At 63.1% G+C, this 21,032-nt stretch carries 17 protein-coding genes and 1 pseudogene; 13 read left to right on the top strand and 5 right to left on the bottom strand.

Going from position 1 to position 21,032, the window contains the following annotated elements; genetic code table 11:
- Positions 1-39: 39 nt before the first annotated feature.
- Positions 40-876, bottom strand: coding sequence for an IclR family transcriptional regulator (locus tag AC515T_RS10025; RefSeq protein ID WP_496532328.1), 837 nt, complete (start codon positions 874-876; stop codon positions 40-42).
- Positions 877-1,123: 247 nt separating this feature from the next.
- Between AC515T_RS10025 and AC515T_RS10020 the strand changes: the two genes are divergently transcribed.
- The 8 genes and pseudogenes from AC515T_RS10020 to AC515T_RS09985 all read left to right on the top strand — a co-directional run bounded on the left by AC515T_RS10020 (position 1,124) and on the right by AC515T_RS09985 (position 9,414).
- Positions 1,124-2,149, top strand: coding sequence for an ABC transporter ATP-binding protein (locus tag AC515T_RS10020; protein WP_496532327.1), 1,026 nt, complete (start codon positions 1,124-1,126; stop codon positions 2,147-2,149).
- The gene (locus AC515T_RS10015; RefSeq protein WP_496532326.1) at positions 2,146-3,015 is read left to right on the top strand and encodes an ABC transporter permease; all 870 of its coding nucleotides are present in this window, start codon (positions 2,146-2,148) and stop codon (positions 3,013-3,015) included. Before AC515T_RS10020 ends, AC515T_RS10015 begins: the two co-directional genes overlap by 4 nt.
- 6 nt (positions 3,016-3,021) lie before the next feature.
- Positions 3,022-3,816, top strand: coding sequence for an ABC transporter permease (locus tag AC515T_RS10010; protein ID WP_072405341.1), 795 nt, complete (start codon positions 3,022-3,024; stop codon positions 3,814-3,816).
- 7 nt (positions 3,817-3,823) lie between these two features.
- The gene (locus AC515T_RS10005) at positions 3,824-4,114 is read left to right on the top strand and encodes a (2Fe-2S)-binding protein (RefSeq protein WP_496532325.1); all 291 of its coding nucleotides are present in this window, start codon (positions 3,824-3,826) and stop codon (positions 4,112-4,114) included.
- 166 nt (positions 4,115-4,280) lie between these two features.
- A complete protein-coding gene (locus AC515T_RS10000; RefSeq protein ID WP_496532324.1) occupies positions 4,281-5,636 on the top strand; it encodes an FAD/NAD(P)-dependent oxidoreductase in 1,356 nt (451 codons plus the stop codon).
- Positions 5,633-6,748, top strand: a complete 1,116-nt coding sequence (locus AC515T_RS09995) for an NAD(P)/FAD-dependent oxidoreductase (RefSeq protein ID WP_496532323.1) — start codon at positions 5,633-5,635, stop codon at positions 6,746-6,748. The genes AC515T_RS10000 and AC515T_RS09995 overlap by 4 nt, the downstream gene beginning before the upstream one ends.
- Positions 6,749-6,766: 18 nt before the next feature.
- Positions 6,767-7,828: an ABC transporter substrate-binding protein gene (locus tag AC515T_RS09990; protein ID WP_496532322.1), complete on the top strand. Its 1,062-nt coding sequence runs from the start codon at positions 6,767-6,769 to the stop codon at positions 7,826-7,828.
- 234 nt (positions 7,829-8,062) lie between these two features.
- Positions 8,063-9,414: pseudogene (locus AC515T_RS09985) on the top strand (leucine-rich repeat-containing protein kinase family protein).
- 98 nt (positions 9,415-9,512) lie between these two features.
- Here AC515T_RS09985 and AC515T_RS09980 read toward each other — a convergent pair.
- On the bottom strand, positions 9,513-10,217 hold the full coding sequence (locus AC515T_RS09980; protein WP_003183149.1) for a YebC/PmpR family DNA-binding transcriptional regulator: 705 nt from the start codon (positions 10,215-10,217) through the stop codon (positions 9,513-9,515).
- A 219-nt stretch (positions 10,218-10,436) separates the two neighbouring features.
- Between AC515T_RS09980 and AC515T_RS09975 the strand changes: the two genes are divergently transcribed.
- Complete coding sequence (locus AC515T_RS09975; protein ID WP_496532321.1) at positions 10,437-11,843, top strand: type VI secretion system Vgr family protein; 1,407 nt, start codon at positions 10,437-10,439, stop codon at positions 11,841-11,843.
- A gap of 126 nt (positions 11,844-11,969) precedes the next feature.
- Positions 11,970-12,518, top strand: a complete 549-nt coding sequence (locus AC515T_RS09970; RefSeq protein ID WP_496532320.1) for a cytochrome b — start codon at positions 11,970-11,972, stop codon at positions 12,516-12,518.
- A 7-nt stretch (positions 12,519-12,525) separates the two neighbouring features.
- Here the strand turns inward: AC515T_RS09970 and AC515T_RS09965 are convergent, their stop codons facing one another.
- Positions 12,526-13,434, bottom strand: a complete 909-nt coding sequence (locus AC515T_RS09965; RefSeq protein ID WP_496532319.1) for a 1-aminocyclopropane-1-carboxylate deaminase/D-cysteine desulfhydrase — start codon at positions 13,432-13,434, stop codon at positions 12,526-12,528.
- 185 nt (positions 13,435-13,619) lie between these two features.
- Positions 13,620-15,659 carry an oxidoreductase gene (locus AC515T_RS09960; protein WP_496532318.1) on the bottom strand — a complete coding sequence of 680 codons (2,040 nt, stop codon included), beginning with the start codon at positions 15,657-15,659 and terminating at the stop codon, positions 13,620-13,622.
- 240 nt (positions 15,660-15,899) lie between these two features.
- Here AC515T_RS09960 and AC515T_RS09955 point away from each other — a divergent pair, with 240 nt between their 5' ends.
- The 3 genes from AC515T_RS09955 (at position 15,900) to AC515T_RS09945 (ending at position 19,460) form a co-directional block, all read left to right on the top strand.
- Entirely contained in the window at positions 15,900-17,117 is a 1,218-nt protein-coding gene (locus AC515T_RS09955; RefSeq protein WP_496532317.1) for a DUF3422 domain-containing protein, read from the top strand.
- A gap of 172 nt (positions 17,118-17,289) precedes the next feature.
- Positions 17,290-18,420, top strand: a complete 1,131-nt coding sequence (locus tag AC515T_RS09950; RefSeq protein ID WP_496532316.1) for a carbon-nitrogen hydrolase family protein — start codon at positions 17,290-17,292, stop codon at positions 18,418-18,420.
- A gap of 2 nt (positions 18,421-18,422) precedes the next feature.
- Entirely contained in the window at positions 18,423-19,460 is a 1,038-nt protein-coding gene (locus tag AC515T_RS09945; RefSeq protein ID WP_496532315.1) for an AraC family transcriptional regulator, read from the top strand.
- A gap of 268 nt (positions 19,461-19,728) precedes the next feature.
- Here AC515T_RS09945 and AC515T_RS09940 read toward each other — a convergent pair whose 3' ends face one another.
- Positions 19,729-20,616, bottom strand: coding sequence for a DUF2242 domain-containing protein (locus AC515T_RS09940; RefSeq protein WP_496532314.1), 888 nt, complete (start codon positions 20,614-20,616; stop codon positions 19,729-19,731).
- Between the last annotated feature and the right edge of the window lie 416 nt (positions 20,617-21,032).

Genomic DNA, 21,032 nt, shown 5'->3' with positions numbered 1-21,032 from the left:
GCTCCCACAGGGGATATGGGCGCCCCCTGGAAAGTGTATTCAGCCCTGCCCAAACACCTGCGAAGGCCTGCGCAGCAACGGATCGAACGGGTTGATCCGCGGCCCGATCAGGGCCGCTTCGCGCTTGAGCATGTCCACCACCGTCGGCAGTCGATCTGGCCCCAACCGGTCGCTCACGGTTGCCACGCTCAGGGCGGCCACGGCCCGGCCATCACGGTCGAGGATCGGCACGGCCACCCCGGCCATGCCCTGCAATACGCCGGTGTTGCGCCCGGCGTAACCTAGCGTGCGCACGTTCTCCACTTCCGAACGCAGGAAGACTTCGTCGTACAAATGGAAATCCTTGAGCCGCGGCAGGTTGTATTGAATCACCGTGTCACGCTCTTCTTCCGGCAGAAACGCCAGGATCGCCAGACTGCCCTGCCCCACGCCCAACGCCACGCGGCCACCAATGTCGCCGGTGAACGTGCGGATCGGAAACGGCCCCTCGCTGCGATCCAGGCAAATGGCATCGAAACCACTGCGGGCGAGCAAAAACAGCGAGTCGCCCAAGGACGCCGACAACCGCAGCATGGCCGGGCGTACCAGTTCGCGCAGGTTGCCGGTGTTGCCGGCGCGGGCCGCCAGGGCGAAAAACTCCAGGCTCAGGCGATAGCGCTTGCTGCGTGCGTCCTGCTCAACCATGCCCTCGTCCATCAGGCTGCGCAGCAAGCGATGCGTGGTGGGCTGCGACAGGCCGATGCGCAGGGCCAATTGCGTCACCCGCTCACCGCCTTCGACGGTGTCACCCAGGCTGCGCAACACGGCAAATAGTCGGGAGACCGCACCGACACCTACCTCGCCCCTCTCATTATTCCGATCAGTGGAATCAATCATGCTATTTCTCATCGTTTAATTTATTCACTGAATGAAATTGAAAATAGTCTTCGCTTCAGTGAAATAGTCCATTGAGCCCATCCTATTCTTCGTCCTACTCTTCGTCCAGACAGGGGCGATTCGAACAACAGCGGCAGCCGACTTGAGGTCGAGCGCCAACGCACCCCAGCAGCACCCTTTCGTATCTGCCCATACAAAAAAGCGCGCCCTTGCGGCGACGCATAACAATCCCAGGTGGAGCGCAGCGATGGCTTTTGTGCAACTTGAAGGACTTGGCAAACGTTACGGCGACATCGACGTCGTGGTCGCCACCAACTTGTCGGTGGAAAAAGGCGAGTTCGTCTCGCTACTGGGGCCTTCCGGCTGCGGCAAAACCACAACCTTGCAGATGATCGCCGGCTTCGTCGAAGTCAGCAGCGGGCGCATCCTGCTGGACGGTCGCGACATCACTCACGCCAAGCCCGCCAGCCGTGGCCTGGGGGTGGTGTTCCAGAGCTACGCGCTGTTTCCCCACATGACCGTCAAGGCCAACGTCGCCTTCGGCCTGCGCATGCGCAAAGTAGCCAATGACGAACTGCAACAACGGGTGGACCGAGTGTTGAAATTGGTCCGCCTGGACCGCCACGCCGACCGCTACCCACGAGAACTCTCGGGCGGCCAGCGCCAACGCGTGGCACTGGCCCGGGCGCTGGTGATCGAGCCACCGGTGCTGTTGCTCGACGAGCCGCTGTCCAACCTCGACGCCAACTTGCGCGAAGAGATGCAATACGAAATCCGCCGTATCCAGCGCGAAGTCGGGATCACCACGCTGATGGTGACCCACGACCAGTCCGAGGCCCTGTCGATCAGTGACCGGGTGGTGGTCATGCAGGCCGGGCGCATCACCCAGATCGACGCGCCGTACACCCTTTACGAGCACCCGCGCACCGAATTCATTTCCGGCTTCGTCGGCAAAGCCAACCTGCTGCCCGGCAGGCGGGATAGCGCGGGCATCGTCCAAGCCTGCAGCCCGGCCGATGGCGAGCTGACCCTGAGCCTGCGCCCGGAAAAGATCGACCTGCGCGAGGCCGGTTCAGGGCGATTGCAGGGCACCCTCGTCAGCCGCTTCTTCCTGGGCAGCCAATGGCTCTACGGCGTTTCCACGAGCCTGGGTGAACTCTGCGTGGTGCGCCGCAACGACGGCTCCGCGCCCTTGGTCGAAGGCACGGCGGTGGGCTTGGACTGGGATCCGGCCCTGCTGCGGGTGCTGAGCGTGGACGAGGTGCCAGCATGAAGCTGATCGATGCGATGCGCCGTGGCGGGCAGGGCTACCTGATGTCCGCGCCGGCCCTGGCCTTGTACCTGGGCTTGCTGGTCATCCCCTTGGGCTTGACCTTGGTCCTGTCGTTCAACGTCTTCGACTACAGTTCGGGCATCAACGGCGACGCCTACACCTTCGAGCACTACACCAGCCTGCTGGGCGATCCGTACTTCTACGAAATCTTTTTGCGCACCTTCTGGATCAGCGCCCTGACCACCCTCCTGTGCGTGCTGATCGGCGTGCCCGAGGCGTACATCCTCAGCCGCATGGGCGCACCGTGGCGCTCGATTTTCCTGATCCTGATCCTCACGCCGCTGCTGATTTCAGTGGTGGTGCGCGCCTTCGGCTGGAGCTTGTTGCTCGGCGCCGACGGCCTGGTCAACCAGGCCCTGCAAGCCTTCGGCGGTGCGCCGATGAAGCTGCTCTATACGCCGTTCGCCGTGGTCATCGCCCTGGTCCACGTGATGTTGCCATTCATGATCATTCCCGTCTGGACCTCGCTGCAGAAACTCGACCCGGCCGCCGAACAGGCCGCGCTGTCCCTGGGGGCGAGCCAGTTCACGGTGATCCGCAAAGTGGTGTTGCCGCAGATCATGCCCGGCGTGCTGTCCGGCACCCTCATTGTGTTCGGCCTTGCCGCCAGCTCCTTCGCGATTCCCGGCCTGCTCGGCGGACGGCGCTTGAAGATGGTCGCTACGTTGATCTACGACCAGTACCTGTCGGAGCTGAACTGGCCGATGGGTGCGGCCATTGCCGTCGCGCTGCTGCTGCTCAACTTGCTGATCATGCTGTCGTGGAACCGGATGATCGAAGGCCGCTACAAGAAGTCACTGGGGTAATGGGTCATGTCTAGAAACGGTCCTTTCGCATTGCTGTTCCACGCCTTGGTGGTGGTCTTCATGCTCGCGCCGCTGGTGGTGGTCTGCCTCGTCGCCTTCACCCCGGAAAACACCCTGAGCCTGCCAACCACCGAGTTTTCCCTGCGCTGGTTCCGCGCGGTGTTCGAGCGCGCGGATTTTGTCGACGCGTTCTACAACAGCCTGGTCCTGGCGTTCTGCGCGGCCTCGCTGGCGACCTTGATCGCGGTGCCCGCGGCCCTGGCGATCACCCGGCTCGAGTTCCCCGGCCGGGACTTCTTCAACGGCCTGTTCCTGTCGCCGATCATCATTCCGCACCTGGTACTGGGGGTCGCATTGCTGCGCCTGTTTGCCCTGATGGGCGTGAACGGCAGCTTCGCCTGGCTGATCTTCGCCCATGTGCTGGTGATCACGCCCTATGTGCTGCGCCTGGTGCTGGCCTCGGCCATCGGCCTGGACCGCAGCGCCGAACAGGCCGCGCAATCGTTGGGGGCCGGGCGCTTCACGCTGTTCCGGCAAATCACCTTGCCGATGATCCTGCCAGGGGTGGCCGGGGGCTGGCTGCTGGCGTTCATCAACAGTTTCGATGAAGTCACGCTGTCGATCTTCGTCACCTCGCCGGCCACGCAAACCTTGCCGGTACGCATGTACGTGTACGCCACTGAATCCATCGATCCGATGATGGCGGCGGTGTCGGCGCTGGTCATCGGGCTCACCGCGCTGACCATGATTCTGCTCGACCGGGTCTATGGCCTGGATCGGGTCCTGGTAGGCAAACAATGAGGGTGTCATGGCACTGCTGAAACGACTGGCCGAGGGCGACCGCCCGGCCCTGGACTTTACCCTCGACGGCCAGCCCGCCACCGGGCTGCTGGGAGACACGCTACTGACCGCCGTGCTGACTTGCAGCGAACACCTGCGCGGCAGTGACTTCAGCGCCGAGCCCCGTGCCGGTTTCTGCCTGATGGGCGCCTGCCAGGACTGCTGGGTGCGCCTGGGCGACGGCCGCCGCGTACGCGCCTGCTCGACGCTGCTCGAAGCCGGCCAACACGTCAACCGCGAACCGGGGCGCCAGGTATGAACAATGTAGCCAGATACGCCCCCATCGCGAGCAGGCTCGCTCCCACAGGGGACTTGTGCCGTCCACAAAATCCACGTCCACCGCAAATCCGATGTGGGAGCGAGCCTGCTCGCGATGGCGTCTTTAAAGATGTCGCCAATCTCACTGCATCGCCAACGAGGTGGTCATGAAACCCGTCGCCATCATCGGCGCCGGCCCGGCCGGTATCCGTGCCGCGCAAACGCTGGTCGCCCACGGCCTGTACCCCGTCCTGCTGGACGAAGCCAGCCGCGGTGGCGGGCAGATCTATCGGCGCCAACCGGCCCACTTCAAGCGCTCGCCTGCCAAGCTCTATGGCTTCGAAGCCCACAAGGCCAACGCCATCCACCAGACCCTCGACGCATTGCGCGAACAGCTCGATTACCGTCCCGACACCCTGGTGTGGAACGCCGAGGCCGGTCTGCTCGATACCCTGCATGAAGGCCGCGCCGACCGCCTCGAGTACGCCAGCGTGATCGTCGCCACCGGCGCCACCGACCGGGTCCTGCCCGTACCGGGGTGGACCCTGCCCGGGGTATACAGCCTGGGGGCGGCGCAGATCGCCCTGAAATTCCAGGGTTGCGCCATCGGCGAACGGGTGGTGTTCGCCGGCAGCGGTCCCTTGTTGTATCTGGTGGCCTATCAATACGTCCGGGCCGGCGCCCATGTGGTCGCCGTCCTCGACAGTTCGCCCTTTAGCGCCCAGATCCGCGCCCTGCCCGGCCTGCTGGCACAACCGGCCACCCTCGCCAAGGGCCTCTACTACCGCGCCTGGCTGGCCGCCCGCGGCATCGCCGTGCATCAAGGCGCGAGCCTGGCGCGTCTCGATGGAGAACGCCGGGTGCAGTCGTTGCAATGGCGCAATGCAAGCGGCGAACACACCCTCGATTGTGACGCGGTGGCCTTCGCCCACGGCTTGCGCAGCGAAACCCAACTGGCCGACCTGCTGGGCTGCGCGTTTACCTGGAATGCCCTCAACCGCGCCTGGCTGCCCCAACGAGACCGCGCCGGGCGCAGCAGCGTGCCGGGGATTTACCTGGCCGGTGACGGCGCCGGGATCATGGGCGCCGACGCGGCGGAAATAGCCGGTGAACGGGCGGCCCTGGCCTTGCTCGAAGACCTCGGCTACTCGACCGACCCGCAGCGTTGCACACAACTGGAACAAACCCTTGAACGCATCGGCCGGTTCCGCGAAGGCCTGGAGCGCGCATTTGCCTTTCCTGAACACTGGGCCGCCGAGGCCGCCGATCACCTGATGATCTGTCGCTGCGAAGAAGTCAGCGCTGGCGACATCCGCCGGGTGGTGGGCGAAGGCCATTGGGAGATCAACCGGGTCAAGGCCCATTGTCGGGTCGGCATGGGCCGTTGCCAGGGGCGGATGTGCGGTGCCGCTGCCGCGGAAATCATTGCCTGCGAAAGTGGCCGCGCCGTCGCCAGCATCGGCCGCTTGCGAGCCCAGGCACCGATCAAACCCGTGCCGTTCGGCCTAGGGGTCGAGCCATGATCGAAGTGGATGCGGTGATCATGGGTGGCGGCATCGTCGGCGCCTCGGCCGCGTTGTTCCTGAGCCAGGCCGGACGCCGGGTGGCGCTGCTGGAACGCGACTTCTGCGGCTCACACTCCAGCGGCGTGAATTACGGTGGCGTGCGTCGTCAGGGCCGACCGCTGTCGCAACTACCCTTGTCGCAACGGGCCCATGAAATCTGGTGCCAGTTGCCCCAATTGATCGGCATCGACGGCGAGTACCAGCGCAGTGGTCATCTGAAGCTGGCCCGCAGCGCTGAAGATCTGCAAGCGCTGCACGACTACGCCGTCGCCAGCCAAGGCTTTGGCCTGGATTTGCAACTGCTCGATCGCACGGCCCTGCGCGCGCGTTTTCCGTGGGTCGGCGCCGTCGCGGTCGGGGCGTCGCTGTGCCCGGACGACGGCCATGCCAATCCACGCCTGGTATCGCCAGCCTTTGCCCAGGCCGCTCGCCGCCAGGGTGCGCAAATACACGAACAATGCGCGGTCGACACCGTTGAGCACGACGGCCAGCGCTTTGTCGTACACACCGCAACGGGCCTGACGTTCCACGCGCCCTGGCTGCTGAACTGCGCCGGTGCCTGGGCCAGCCAGTTCGCCGCGCAATTCGGCGAAGCGGTGCCGATGCACGCTGGGCACCCGGCGATGCTGGTCACCGAACCCTTGCCCTTGGTCATGGACGCCAGCACCGGCGTCGAGGGGGGCGGTATCTACGCCCGCCAAGTCTCGCGCGGCAATTGCGTGCTGGGCGGCGGCCAAGGCTTCGCCCTAGACGCGGCTCGCGCCCGGCCCGGCCAGAACGCCGTGCTGGAGATCCTGCGCCAGGCCGTCGAACTCTACCCATTTCTGGAGGGCGCCCAGGCGATTCGTACCTGGAGCGGCACCGAAGGTTACCTGCCCGATCGCCAACCGGTGATCGGCCACAGCAGCACCCAGCCCGGTCTATTGCATGCGTTCGGCTTTGCCGGCGCGGGCTTCCAGATCGGCCCGGCGGTGGGCCAGGCGCTCACCGAAATCATCTGCAGCGGGGCTTCGACCACGCCGCTGGATGCGTTTTCCATCACCCGGTTTCACTCCATCTCCGTTGCTTGATAGAGGAAGGTCGCGCCAATGAATAACGTCAAACGCAGTGCACTGTTCGGTTTCTGCTCGCTGGGTTCCGCTTGCCTGGGCGCCCTGCTCCCGGTCACCCAGGCGTTGGCCGAGCCGACGCTTTACCTGGGCATGAACGGCGGCACCATGGAGCGGCTCTACGCCGACAAGGTCTTGCCAACGTTCGAGAAAGCCAACAACGTCAAAGTGGTCATCGTGCCCGGCACCTCCGCCGACATCCTGGCGAAAGTCCAGGCCAGCAAAGGCAACCCGCAGATGCACGTGATGTTCCTCGACGACGGCATCATGTACCGCGCTATCGCCATGGGGCTGTGCGACAAACTCGAAGACAGCCCGCCCCTGGCGCAGATCCCGGCCAAGGGGCGTATCAAGGATCAGGCCGTGGCGGTCAGCCTAGGGGTGACGGGGCTGGCGTACAACACCCGGTTGTTCAAGGAAAAAGGCTGGAATACGCCCACTTCATGGCTGGACCTGGCCGATCCGCGCTTCAAGGACAAAGTGGTGTTCCAGTCGATGGCCTCGTCCACCTTCGGCCTGCACGGCTTTTTGATGTTCAACCGGATCCAGGGCGGCAGCGAAACCGACGTCGAGCCGGGCTTCAAGGCGTGGCCGAACACGGTGGGGCGCAACGTGCTGGAGTACATTCCGAGCTCGGCGAAGATATCCGAAATGCTGCAGACCGACGAAGCCGCGCTGTTCCCGCTGACGCCGACCCAGGTGACCGCATTGAAACTCAAGGGCATGCCGGTCGAATATGCCCAGCCGAAGGAAGGCGCCGTGGTCCTCAACGTCGCCGAATGCGCCATCGCGCAAAACACTCAGCCGGAACTGGCGCAAAAACTCGCCGCGTTCCTACTGACCCCGCAAGCCCAGGCCATTGCCTTGGAAGAAGGCGACCAGATCCCTTCCAACCCCAACACCCCGACCACCGACAAGACCCGTGGCCAAGTGGAGGCGATGAAGCAATACCTGGAGACAGCGATCGCCGTGGATTGGGACCAGGTCAACGAACAACGCCCGGCCTGGAACGCGCGGTGGAACCGCAGCATCGAGCGCTAGAGCGGACTTTGCAGTTATCATGCGGCCATCTCTCACAATGAATTGAGCGGCTGACTTGTGGCGAGGGAGCTTGCTCCCGCTGGGCTGCGAAGCAGACCCCAAACCTGATATCAAGGTGTGTCAGACGGGTTGCATGGGCCGCTCTTGGGGCTGCCATGCAGCCCAGCGGGAGCAAGCTCCCTCGCCACGGTTTTTTTCTGCGCGCTTTCTTCTTGATCAACAGTGAACCTGCCCATGCACACCCTCACCCAACTACGCGCCGGCCAGCTCTCGGGCATTACCCGGCTGGACCTAGCCTGCGGCTTGACGGAGTTTCCCCGGGAAATCTTCGAGCTGGCCGATTCCCTTGAGATCCTCAACCTCAGCGGCAATCAGTTGGACACGCTGCCCGACGACCTGCATCGCCTGACCCGCTTGCGCGTGCTGTTCTGTTCGGAGAACCGCTTCACCGAACTGCCCGAATGCCTGGGCCGTTGCAGCGCGTTGACCATGGTCGGTTTCAAGGCCAACCGCATCGCGCGCGTGACAGGCGCGGCCCTGCCGCCACTACTGCGCTGGCTGATCCTGACCGATAACCGCGTCAGCCAATTGCCGGATGAACTGGGTCAACGCCCACACTTGCAAAAACTGATGCTGCCGGCAACCGATTGCAGCAGTTGCCGGCGAGCCTGGGCCAGTGTCATCGCCTGGAACTGCTGCGCATCGCCGCCAACCAACTGACCGAACTGCCCCAATGGCTGTTGAAACTGCCAAGCCTCAGTTGGCTGGCCTACGCCGGCAACCCACTGGAAACCCAGGCCGATGCCGCAGCCTTGAACACCACGACGCCCCTCGACTGGTCGCAACTGACGCTGCAACGACAACTGGGCGAAGGCGCGTCCGGGGTGATTCACCAGGCGCTCTGGCAGGCGCCCGGCCAGGTCGCGCGAAACGTCGCGGTGAAGCTGTACAAAGGCCAGATGACCAGCGACGGCTCGCCCCTGCATGAAATGCATGCCTGCATCACGGCCGGTCGACACCCGAACCTGATCGACGTGTTGGGCCAGGTCGCCGGGCACCCCGAGCAACAGGCCGGGCTGGTCATGGCACTGGTCGAGCCCAGCTATCGCAACCTCGCCGGGCTGCCGAGCCTGGCGTCATGCACCCGCGACGTGTATGCCGATGAACTGCGCCTGAGCGCCCCGGTGGCCTTGCGCATCGCCCACGGCATTGCCTCGGTGGCGGCGCACTTGCACCGCCAGGGCATCACCCATGGGGATCTGTACGGACACAACATCCTGTGCAATGACCTGGGTGATTGCCTGCTGGGGGACTTTGGCGCGGCGTCGTTCCACGCCACTACGGACAACGTGCAAACCCGCGCACTGCAACGCATCGAGGTGCGGGCCTTCGGGATTCTGTTGGGGGAATTGCTGGCGCGGATCGAACCGGGGCTCAGTGCTGAGGAACTGGAAGCGTTGCAGAATCTGCAAGCGCGCTGCTGTCAGCCGGATGTACTGGCACGGCCAGGGTTCGATGTAATTGAAGGCTTACTGCGCGACCGTGGCGAGGGAGCTTGCTCCCGCTGGGCTGCGCAGCAGCCCTAAACGGGCACCACGGTCTGTCAGTAAAACCGCATCGCCCGGTTCACGACGGCTTCGCCGCCGAGCGGGAGCAAGCTCCCTCGCCACAGGGGGTGTAGTGCTTAACCGGCCAACCCGACAAACATGTCCTGCACGTCATCGTGGTTGTCGAGGCCTTCGAGGAAGGCTTCGACTTCAGCCATCTGTTCGTCGGTCAGCCCGCTGACCGGGTTCTTCGGCTGGTAGCCCAACTTGGCCGACAGCACAGTAAAGCCCTGCTCCGGCAACGCCTTCTGTACCGCATCGAGGTCAGCAGGATCGGTGAGGAACAACGTCGCGCCGTCTTCGCCCGGCTCGAAATCCTGGGCACCGGCCTCGATGGCGGCCATTTCCGGATCGGCGTCCGGGCTGTCCGGCGCGGCTTCGATCATGCCGACATGGTTGAAGTCCCACGCCACCGAACCCGAGGCGCCCAGTTGACCCTTGCGGAACGCGACGCGAATTTCGGCAACGGTACGGTTGATGTTATCGGTCACGCATTCAACGATCAGTGGCACCTGGTGCGGCGCGAACCCTTCGTAGGTGACGCGGTGGTATTGCACGGTTTCACCGAGCTGGCCAGAACCTTTCTTGATCGCACGTTCCAGGGTCTCGCGGGGCATCGAGGCCTTCTTCGCCTGCTCGACCACCAGTCGCAAGTGCGCGTTGGTCGCGGTATCAGCGCCGTTGCGCGCGGCAATGGTGATTTCCTTCACCAGTTTGCCGAAGATCTTGCCTTTGGCGTTGGCAGCCGCTTCTTTGTGTTTAACCTTCCACTGTGCGCCCATTACTCACTCTCTTGTCTGACGCGCCGAGACATCTGCCGGCCGGCGCTGTGGCGCAAGTTTATACGGCCTAAACCGGCTGATCGACCAAAAAATTCACCCTGTCGGATCGACATTTTCACAGTGTGTTGTAGGGCTTTTCTGAAATAGCGGCTCGCAAGCACCGTTTCCCCCCGTGGTTTCGTACCCTCTGCGCCTCTGTCCCCGCCAGTAGGAGGCGCGATGCGCAACGACACGGAAAGTCCCTTCAGCCTGACGCTCACGCAAAGCGACTTGCAACTGCAAGTCTTGCGCTTCAATGGCCGCGAAGCCCTCAACCAGCCGTACCGCTTCGACCTTGAACTGATCGGCCTGGCCCCGCCGATAAATCCCGACCTGCTACTGGGGCATCCGGCATTCCTGCGCCTGGACGGCGAGTCGGGCATCCATGGGATTGTCCACAGCGTCAGCCTGAGTACCTCGGCCCCGCAGCGCATCGGCTATCGCTTGACGTTGGTTCCCTACCTGCTGCGATTGGAGCAAGGCCCGCGGCGCCGGGTTTTCCATCGGCTCAGCGTGGTGCAACTGCTGCAACGCCTGCTGGAAGACAACGCCCTGCCCACCGACAGTTACCGTTTCGAGCTGCCCCATGGGCAGTATCCATGTCGCCCGTTCTGCATCCAGTACGACGAAAGCGACCTGGCCCTCCTGCAACGGCTGTGTGAGGAAGAAGGCATTCATTACCACTTCGAGCATGCCCCCCAGGGCCACGTCCTGGTGTTTGCCGAAGACCCGAAGAGTTTCCCCGCGCGCCCCGTCGAACTGCCCCTGCGCCCGAACGACAACTCGATACCGGCCATCAAGCGCGTGTATTTGCGCCACCACGCGATGATGCCTGGCTTGCCTGTCGGGTTCCGTGACCGGGCCGTGACCGAAACCAAAGCCTCGGCGGCGAATCAACCCCTTGAGCAGATCGATCATGAAGCCCTGCGTGGCGACCCGGCCTTGACTCACCGTTACCAGGCCGGACGCCGCCATCTGGAACGGTTGCGCTGTCGGCAACGGGAAATCCATGGCCACAGTGATCAACCGGCCCTGCACGGTGGCGACATCGTGCAGATCTGCGAACACCCGGTTTCCACCTTCAACGATCAATGGCTGATCACCGAGGTCCAGCATCGCGGGCGACAGTTTTCGATCCTTGAACCGGACCTGCCCACCACACCGTCGGCCCGTGACTACCGCAACCGGTTTACCGCCATTCCCTGGTCCACCGTATTCAGGCCGGCTCTCAAGCATCCCAAGCCCTGCATTCCCGGGTATCACCTGGCCCATGTACTCGGCCGCCCCGGCCAGTCGGCCCCGTTCGATGAGCGTGGCCAAGTGAGCGTCAGCCTTTGGGCTCCGGACCAGGATGGCATCACGCTGCCCGTGTCGCGATTGTCGCTGGGCGACAGCCCCTCCCTGATGGCCGGCAGCGAAGTGCTGGTGAGTTTCCTCGATGGCGACCCGGACCGACCGGTGCTGTGCCCAGGGGCGGTCGATACCGGCGCAGGCCACGCCGCCGCCCCACCGAAACCGTCCCGTGGCAATCACGATGCCGGGCTGCTGTTGGACTGGCTGCTGAACCCGCCCGACTTCACACCCTGATCCTGCCCTTTGACTTGTTGCCAGCAAACCTGATCTGGCTCATGCAAACCCAGCGAAACGGGCTTACAGTAAAGACACAACGCCGCGCTAGACGGCGCTCTACCCTGATTGTTGGAGATACCCGCAATGCCCTGGAAAAACTCGGAAAACCGCTACAGTACCGTCACGGTAACCTTGCACTGGCTGATGCTGGTCCTGCTGGCCGTGGTTTATGCCTGCATTGAGTTGCGGGGAATTTTTCCCAAGGGCAGCGGCGGCCGCACATTGATCAAGGAAGCGCATTTCATGCTCGGCCTGACGGTGTTCGTGCTGGTCTGGCTGCGCCTGTTCGCTCGCAGCATGGGCAAGGCACCAGGGATTTTCCCGGCATCACCTGCCTGGCAAACCGTCCTTGCCCGCCTGATGCACTGGGCGCTGTACGTGTTCATGATCGCCATGCCGCTGCTGGGCTGGCTGATCACCAGCGCCGAAGGACACCAGGTGATGTTCTACGGTTTCGATTTGCCGTTGCTCATCGATCAAGACAAGGATTTTGCCAAGCAACTGGAAGGCTGGCACGTGCTCGGCGGCACCATCGGCTATTGGCTGATCGGCCTGCATGCCTTGGCGGGGCTCTATCACCACTACGTGGTGCGCGACAACACACTGTTGCGGATGATGCCCAAACGCGGCTGATCGTCCGTTAATCGAACCCTCGGCGGCCTTGCAAACCGCCGGTGTGGACAAAGACCAGGCGGGTGCCGGGGGCAAAGTTTCCCGCCTCGACCCGCGCCTTGAACAGCATCAAGGCTTTGCCGGTGTACAACGGCTCCAGTTCGATGGCCGTCGTGGTTTCGATGAAGGCCGTGAGCTCGGCATCGACCCGGGCGAAACCGCCACGGCTGCCGTCGAACAATTCATAACGCGGGCTGCAAAGCCCCGTTTCTCCCACGATGCGCTCGACCTGCTGGGCCACGCCATGGTCCGGGGGCACCGCCAGCACGCCGTAGACCGGGCGCTCGCCCGCTTCGGCCAGCACCAACCCGGCCAGCGACGTTCCGGTACCGCAGGCCAACCACCAGCCGTGATAATCCGCCCATCCCAATGCCGCCAGTTGTTCACGAACACTGGCCACCCACGTCATGCAACCTTGTGCCCCAGGCAATCCCGAACCGCCCTCGGGTACCGGGTGCAAATGGGGGTAGCGGATCTGCCACGGCCCCCAGAAATCCGTTGCGTGCCGCTCTCGGTATCCGCCATAACCCAGCCAGTGCAGCTCCATGCCAAATGCTTTCAGGTCGCGCACCGTCGGCGTGTCCTGGGGATGCCCGCGCAGCAGCCCGGCTGTGGGAAAGCCGAAGCGCTTGCCGGCCGCCGCCAGCGCATGCAGGTGGTTGGAATAGGCCCCGCCCAGGCTCATGACCCCTTTGGCACCAACCTCATGGGCGGCGCGCAGATGGTGGATCAGCTTGAACCACTTGTTGCCGCTGATCAGCGGATCGATCCGGTCCAGGCGCAACACCGCCACCTCAACACCGGCACGGGCGAGCCAGTCCAGGTGAAGGGGTTCGAGTCGGGGTTGGGGATGCCAGTCGAGGGCGGGAAGCAGCATGGCGGCAGGTCGAGGAGAAAGATGCCCGGCATCTTAACAGCTTGCCGGCCGGTGATTTCAGGTGCCCCCCTACTGTGGGAGCGAGCTTGCTCGCGATAGCGGTTAGTCAGCAGCATGAATGTTGACTGACCTGCCGCTATCGCGAGCAAGCTCGCTCCCACAAGGTTTTTTGCTGGGATTGTGCCTTACAACTGCGCCGCCAACCGCGAACCCTGGTTGATCGCCCGCTTGGCATCCAGTTCCGCCGCCACATCGGCACCGCCGATGAGGTGAACGCTCTGCCCCGCCGCTTCCAGGCCCTCCTGCAACTCACGCAGCGGATCCTGGCCGGCGCAGATCACGATGTTGTCCACGGCCAGCACCTGCGGCTCGCCGGCTTCACCGATGCGAATGTGCAGGCCTTCGTCGTCGATCTTCAGGTACTCGACGCTGTTGAGCATCTGCACCTGCTTGTTCTTCAGGCCCGTGCGGTGAATCCAGCCGGTGGTCTTGCCCAGGCCATCACCGACCTTGGAGGTCTTGCGTTGCAGCAGGAACACCTGGCGCGCCGGTGCATGGGGTTCGGCCTTGATCCCGGCCACGCCACCGCGAGCCTCAAGGTGGGTGTCGATGCCCCACTCCTTCCAGAACGCCTCACGGTCCTGGCTGGTGGCGACGCCTTGGTGAACCAGGAACTCCGACACGTCGAAACCAATACCGCCGGCGCCGATCACCGCGACACTGCGGCCCACCGGCTTGCGCTCCAAGATCACGTCCAGGTAGCTCAAGACCTTGGCATGCTCCACTCCGGGAATCGCTGGCACGCGTGGGGCGATGCCGGTGGCGAGGATGATCTCGTCGTAACCTCCCGCCACCAATTGCGCCACATCCACCCGGGTGTCGAGGCACAGCTCGACATTCGTGGTCTGCAACTTACGCTTGAAGTAGCGCAGGGTTTCGAAGAACTCTTCCTTGCCCGGCACGCGCTTGGCGACGTTGAACTGGCCACCGATTTCACTGGCCGAATCGAACAGCGTCACCTGATGCCCACGCTCGGCCGCCACCGTGGCGGCGGACAACCCGGCCGGGCCGGCACCGACCACGGCGATTTTCTTCACCTGGGTCACCGGCAGGTAGTTCAGCTCGGTTTCATGGCAGGCCCGCGGGTTGACCAGGCAACTGGTGAGCTTGCCGCCAAAGGTGTGGTCCAGGCACGCCTGGTTGCAGCCAATGCAGGTGTTGATTTCATCACTGCGACCGGCAGCGGCCTTGTTGACGAACTCCGGGTCGGCCAGGAACGGCCGCGCCATGGAGACCATGTCGGCATCGCCTTCGGCCAGGATCTGCTCGGCCACTTCCGGGGTGTTGATGCGGTTGGTGGTGATCAGCGGGATATTCACCGAACCGCGCAGCTTGGCCGTGACTTTGCTGAACGCCGCCCGCGGAACCTTGGTGGCGATGGTGGGAATTCGTGCTTCGTGCCAACCGATACCGGTGTTGATGATCGTCGCGCCGGCCTGCTCGATGGCCTTGGCCAACAGGACTATTTCGTCCCAGGTGCTGCCGCCTTCCACCAGATCGAGCATCGACAGGCGAAAAATGATGATGAAATTCGGGCCTACCGCTTCGCGCACCCGGCGGACGATTTCCACCGGCAGGCGCATGCGATTTTCATAGCTGCCGCCCCAACGGTCAGTGCGGTGGTTGGTGTGGGCCGCCAGGAACTGGTTAATGAAATAACCTTCCGAGCCCATGATTTCGACGCCGTCGTATTCGGCCTTCTGGGCCAGGACCGAGCAGGTGACGAAATCGCTGATCTGTTTCTCGATGCCCTCCTCGTCCAGTTCCTTGGGCTTGAACGGGTTGATCGGCGCCTGGATCGCGCTCGGTGCTACTTGCTTGGGGCTGTAGGCATAGCGCCCGGCATGAAGAATCTGCATGCAGATCTTGCCGCCGGCCTCGTGCACGGCCCGGGTCACGATCTGGTGCTTGAGCGCTTCTTCTTCGGTGGTCAGCTTGGCCGCGCCGGAGTAGACACCGCCCTCGTCGTTCGGCCCGATCCCACCGGTGACCATCAAGCCCACGCCGCCCCGGGCGCGCTCGGCAAAGTAGGCTGCCATGCGCTCGAAGCCTCCGGGTTTCTCTTCCAGGCCAGTGTGCATCGAGCCCATCAGCGTACGGTTGCGCAACGTGGTGAAACCCAGGTCCAGCGGGGCCAGCAGGTGCGGGTAATGAGAGGCGGTCATCGGTAGCTCCACAACGGGCGATCACGGAAAAAAGCGCAAGCTCTGCGGCTTGCGTCTGTCATGACCCACAGCGTAAGAGTCAGGGTGCGGGCGCTCAATGACCGTAACTGACAACTTAATGATCCAAATGTGCAGGGCGCCGGTCGGTCGTGGGTGACTCTCAGCGGGGTGAGTCAGTCCTATCAACGCTGGCTCAGGTGCTCAACCCTAAAATAACGCTAATCACACGGTTGTCATTGCATGCATCCCCAACGAAAAATGCTGCACAACGAGTTGCACGCCCGCCCGTCGTTGTATTTCGACGAACCGGCCCACGTCTTCCACCTGGCGTTTCTGGGCGACAACAGCCAGTGCAACGCGCTGCTTGAGCGACTGTGCCCTGATACCGTCACCGCTGAAGCCGCGCAAGGCATCACCCGCCTCGAAGGCCATCCACTCAAGTGGGAGCGCCACGCCGAGTTCTTCACCCTGACCCTGGTCGTGCCGGCCAGCAGCGATGAGTTGCAATGGACAACGCTGCCCGAAAGCCTTGCCCGAGGTATCGAGGGTCACGCCCAGCACCTCATCAATGCCGTTCAGGTGGTGGTGCGCGCAGAAGCCGGTCTCGACCTGCCCAGCTACGGTTTCAAGGACCCTTGCGGCTCATGTGTGGGTGGTGGCGATGCGGTGGTCTGGAGCGATTTTCGCCTGACCGAGGATGGCACCAATCGCCTGCTGTTCATCAACCGACGGCTCAACGCTTATCGCCAGGGGCGCATGATCCGGCGCCTGCTGGAAATCGAGACCTACCGGATGATGGCGTCCTTGTCGCTGAATAACGCCAAGGCACTGGACCCGCAACTGAATGAATTCGATCGCACCCTGGTGAGCCTGTCCGAACGCAACGCCAATGCCAGCGGCGTGGATGCCAAGGCACTGCTGGAGGACATCGCCCTGCTGTCTCGTCAGGTGGTCAGCAGTACGGTCAGGAATCGCCACCGTTTCAGCGCGACCCGCGCCTACGCACAACTGGTGTTCGAGCGCCTGGGGGAGTTGCGTGAAAGTCACCTGGGGGATTGCCAGCGGTTGGGCGTGTTCATCGAACGGCGTTTCAAACCCACGGTGCGTTATTGCGCAGCCACCGAACAGCGCCTCGAACAACTGGCCATGAGCGTCGCCAACCTGGGCGACCTGCTGCAAGCCCGCGTGCAAGTCGAGATGGAAGACCAGAACGCCGAAATCCTGCGCAGCCTCAATGCCCGTGCCGATGCACAGATCAAGATCCAGCGCGCGGTGGAAGGCCTGTCGATCATTGCCATCACCTACTACCTGATCAACCTGTTCAAGTTGGTCTATAGCGGGTTGCATACCTTGGGCGCCAACCTCTCGGCCCGTGAAGCGCTGCTGGGCATGACGCCGCCGGTGCTGTTGATCTTGCTGCTGATTCTGATCCGGATCAGAAAGGCCAAAAGTCACTAGCGCGCCTTGCCAGCGCAGAGGGTGTCCAACGATTCCTGGACACCCTCTGCGTGTGCTTGCCGTGCGTACAAATCAGCGCCTGCCCTTCGCTAATCCCTTGTTTTACCGTACCCTGCCCCGTAGCTCCTGATGAAAAATCACGAACCTGCACACGGCCGCTGACTGTTCCCCCATGCGCAAATTTCTGTACCTGCTGTTTTCACTGGCCTTGATTGCCGCCCTGGTCACCTACGCACTGTGGACGACCGATCGTCCAGCGGGTCATTACCTGTCAGACCTGCGTATCAACCTGGCCGTCGACCAGGGCACACCCGCCGACCGCGGCAACCTGCTGGGCATCCAGCCCGAACTGTTCCCCACCGACTACCAGAGCCCCGAGCGCCTGCACCGCAAGCTGGCGGCCTATCTGCAGGCGGCTCGCGACCAGGGTTTTCTCAATGCCAAGACCGTGGTGGTCCTGCCCGAGCACATCGGCACCTGGCTGATGGTCGGCGGCGAAAAAGACGAGTTGTACCAGGCCACCACCCTGAAGGAAGCCATGCACTGGCTGGCGGTCAGCAATCCGCTGGCGTTCATCCAGGCGCTGGTCAGCGCTCAAGGCGATAACCGTCTGGACGATGCCTACCTGCGCATGAAGGCCGAGGGCATGGCCCGCGACTATCAAGCGCTGTTCGGTGGGCTGGCCAAGGAGTTCGGCATCACCCTGGTGGCGGGCTCCATCGTGCTGCCCGAACCCAGCGTCAGTGACGGCGAGCTGAAGGTCGGCCGCGGCGCGTTGTACAACAGCAGCCTGGTGTTTGGCAGCGATGGCCGGCCGATCGGCCAGCCACAACGCCAACGACATCCGGTGTTTGAACAGCAGGATGTGCTGGGCGCCGACCATCCGGCCGCCCCCCTTGTCATCGACACCCCTGCCGGGCGCCTGGGCGTGCTGATTGGCAGCGACAGTTGGTACCCGCTCCACTACCGGCAGCTCAACGAACAGGGCGCGCAACTGATCGCGGTGCCCGCGTTCGTCATCGGTCGCGGCGCCTGGGACAAGCCCTGGAGCGGTTATAAAGGCCTGTCCACACCGAGCGAAGTGAGCCTCAAGCCCGGTGAAGTGAGCGAAGGGCAAGCCTGGCATCGCCTGACATTGACCGGCCAGTTGCCCATCAGCCAGGCCCGGGGCGGCGTCAGCGTGTTCCTGCGTGGCCAATTCTGGGACAGCGGCAGCGCCGGCCAGAGTTTCATCAGCCACAACGGGCAACACTTTCCCGATGGCGAAGCCCGTGGCGCGCGCCTGCTGAACCTGTGGTTGTGACCATGAAACCGCAGCCGATGCGCCTGGGAGACCTGTCAGTAGGCTTCGTCCACAGCCTGGCTGACGCCATTGCCAGCCATGGGCAAGACCCCAAGCCTTTGCTGGAACAGTACGGCCTCGATGCCGCGCGCCTGGCCGAGCCCGGCGCACGCCTGTCGATCCCCCGCTACATGCGCCTGGGCCACGCCGCGATTCAACAGACCCAAGACCCGGCCCTGGGCCTGCGCATGGGTCAACTCGGGCGATTGAGCCAGGCCGGGCTGGCGGGCGTTACCGCCGCCCAGGCGCCGACCGTACGCGAGGCGGCCCGCTGCATGATCCGCTTCGAGCCGCTGTATGGTTCCAACTACCGCGGCCAGTCGAGTTTCCATGAGGATGCCCGCGGCGCCTGGCTACGGTTCTACTCCATCAGCCCGTATAACGCCTACAACCGCTTCGTCGTGGATTCGATCATTGCCGGTTGGCTGGCGCAACTGTCCAGCGTCAGCGGCATCGCATTGCCGCCCGAACGCATCGAAATCGAATTCGAGGAACCGGCGTACCTGGAGGCTTATCGCACGCTCGGTGACTGCCCGATCCAGTTTGGCGCCGAACAGAATCAACTGCGCCTGGGCCTGGACAGCCTCGCCCAGCGCAACCCACAGCATTGCCCCAGCACCTGGCACCACCTGGTTCAGTTGTGTGAACGGGAACTGGAACAATTGACCCGCACCCGCAGCCTGCGCGAGCGCATCATCCAACTGCTGGGACCGTTGCTCAGCGGCGGTCGCGAACCCGACCTGGAAGAAGTGGCGGCCCGCCTGAAGCTGCCGACCTGGACCCTGCGTCGCAAGCTGGCCGAAGAAGGCACGCAATTTCGCGCCATCCTCAACGACACCCGCCGCGACCTGGCCATGACCTACATACGCGATACCGAACTGGCGTTCGGAGAAATCGCCTACTTGTTGGGGTTTGCCTCAGCCGAGGCCTTTCAACGAGCCTTCAAGCGCTGGAATGACCAGACGCCTGGGGAGTTTCGTCGCAGTCACAGAGGGCGTTGAGCTTCACACTCTCTTACAACTCCGTTGCATCTTCGGCGGGTTCCAGCGGGTCCAGTTCATAGGCCTGGTATTCCAGCAGCTCTTCCTGATAATCATCCATTACGTGTCCTTCCCCTGTCATTGAATCCAATGCCTGATGGCGCTGGCATCAGCATAAAGCTGCTTTATGAACAAAACATGAAGCAAAGGCTTCATGAATTAAACGTAGCACAGGGTCGGGAAATTACCGCGTGAAGTGTGACAGGGCGTAACGCTCTGCCACGGGACCTCATGAAGCCGGAAGCGGCTGGATCGGCTCGCTCGGGGCCGGCAACGAGCTGGACGGTGGTGGTGGCGGCGTCACGGTTTCCGTCGTCGGCGCAGACTCGAACGACTCAGGCGCAATCGGCGCTGGCTCACTCGGCGGTGCGACGGGCTCCGACACCGTAGGGGCGGTTTCGACAGGGGCCGGCGCAGCCTCCTCTACCGGCGTGGCCGCCGCAGGTGCAGGCACAACAGGTTCCGACGCAGGAGCTGCAACGGGAGCCGGGGCGGGCATCAAGGCGGCCGGTTCAGCCTTGGTTTCCGGGATACCCAGCTCAGCTTTCGGCTTATCGGCACTCTCAGCCTTTTCGGCAGCTTTCTTCGCTTCGGGGGGCAGGAACAGCTCCACCAAGGCAAAGAAGCGCTCATAGAAATTGGCCGCCGACACGGTTTCGCTGGCGACCTTGACCATCGAATCATCCGAAGAGCCGATCGGCATCGACACCGAACCCAGCACGCCCACACCCAGGCTGGCGGAGTTGTTGGTTTTCTTCAGGGCATAACGATCCTGCAAGGCGTTGGCGAACATGGTCGCACGGTGTCCGGCACCGCCGTCCTCGGCACAGACCAGGTTGAAACTGATCTCCATGTGGGTCTCGCCGGTCTGCTGGAAACTCTTGTGGCCACTGACCAGCTTCGGATCGCTGCTGGTGATGATGTAGCCCTGGCTGAGCAACGCCCGACGCCCGGCCTCGCAGGTCGCCGCGTCACTCACCGGATACGTACGCGAGAACGTGCCCGAATCATCGAAGTTCTCGTGCTCGTAGATGGCGGTTTTCTTCGACGAGCAACCGGCTGCGGCGGCCAGCACCAATGCAAGCCCGACGGTACGCATGTGAAATGATTTGAACATTGAACATCCTGAGAGAAACGGTCCGGGGCGTATTGTGCAACAGAACGCGACCTGGCAGCGTGGCTAATCTTGTTTCAAGGGGGTTACAAGTTTACTGGGGGTTGTTTGCAGGAAAAAGACGCTGGTCCGGTAGATCGACGAACACCCTGCTTTTGGGCAACAAGCAGATACAAAAACCTCCGGCAGTTTGGCTTAATGTTGCTCACTTGGGCCGTTAATGAAGATTTTGATATTCCGTTCCGAGAAGCGTGGTTTTTCCTTGGATTGGTGTGTATATCCGTTTCTTCGGTAACGGCTGCTGACGGTTCCGCTCTTACAGCCATCCCTTTCAAGGTCTTAGGTAAAATCCCCTGAAGTTTCTATCAGGGATACCAGAACGATGTGGGCCGATGTTCTAGCGCGTTTCGAGAAAAAAG

This window comes from Pseudomonas sp. FSO-7, from assembly GCF_059579345.1.
The sequence above is the reverse complement of the archived record's forward strand: the minus strand, read 5'-3'. Positions and strand labels throughout refer to the sequence as shown.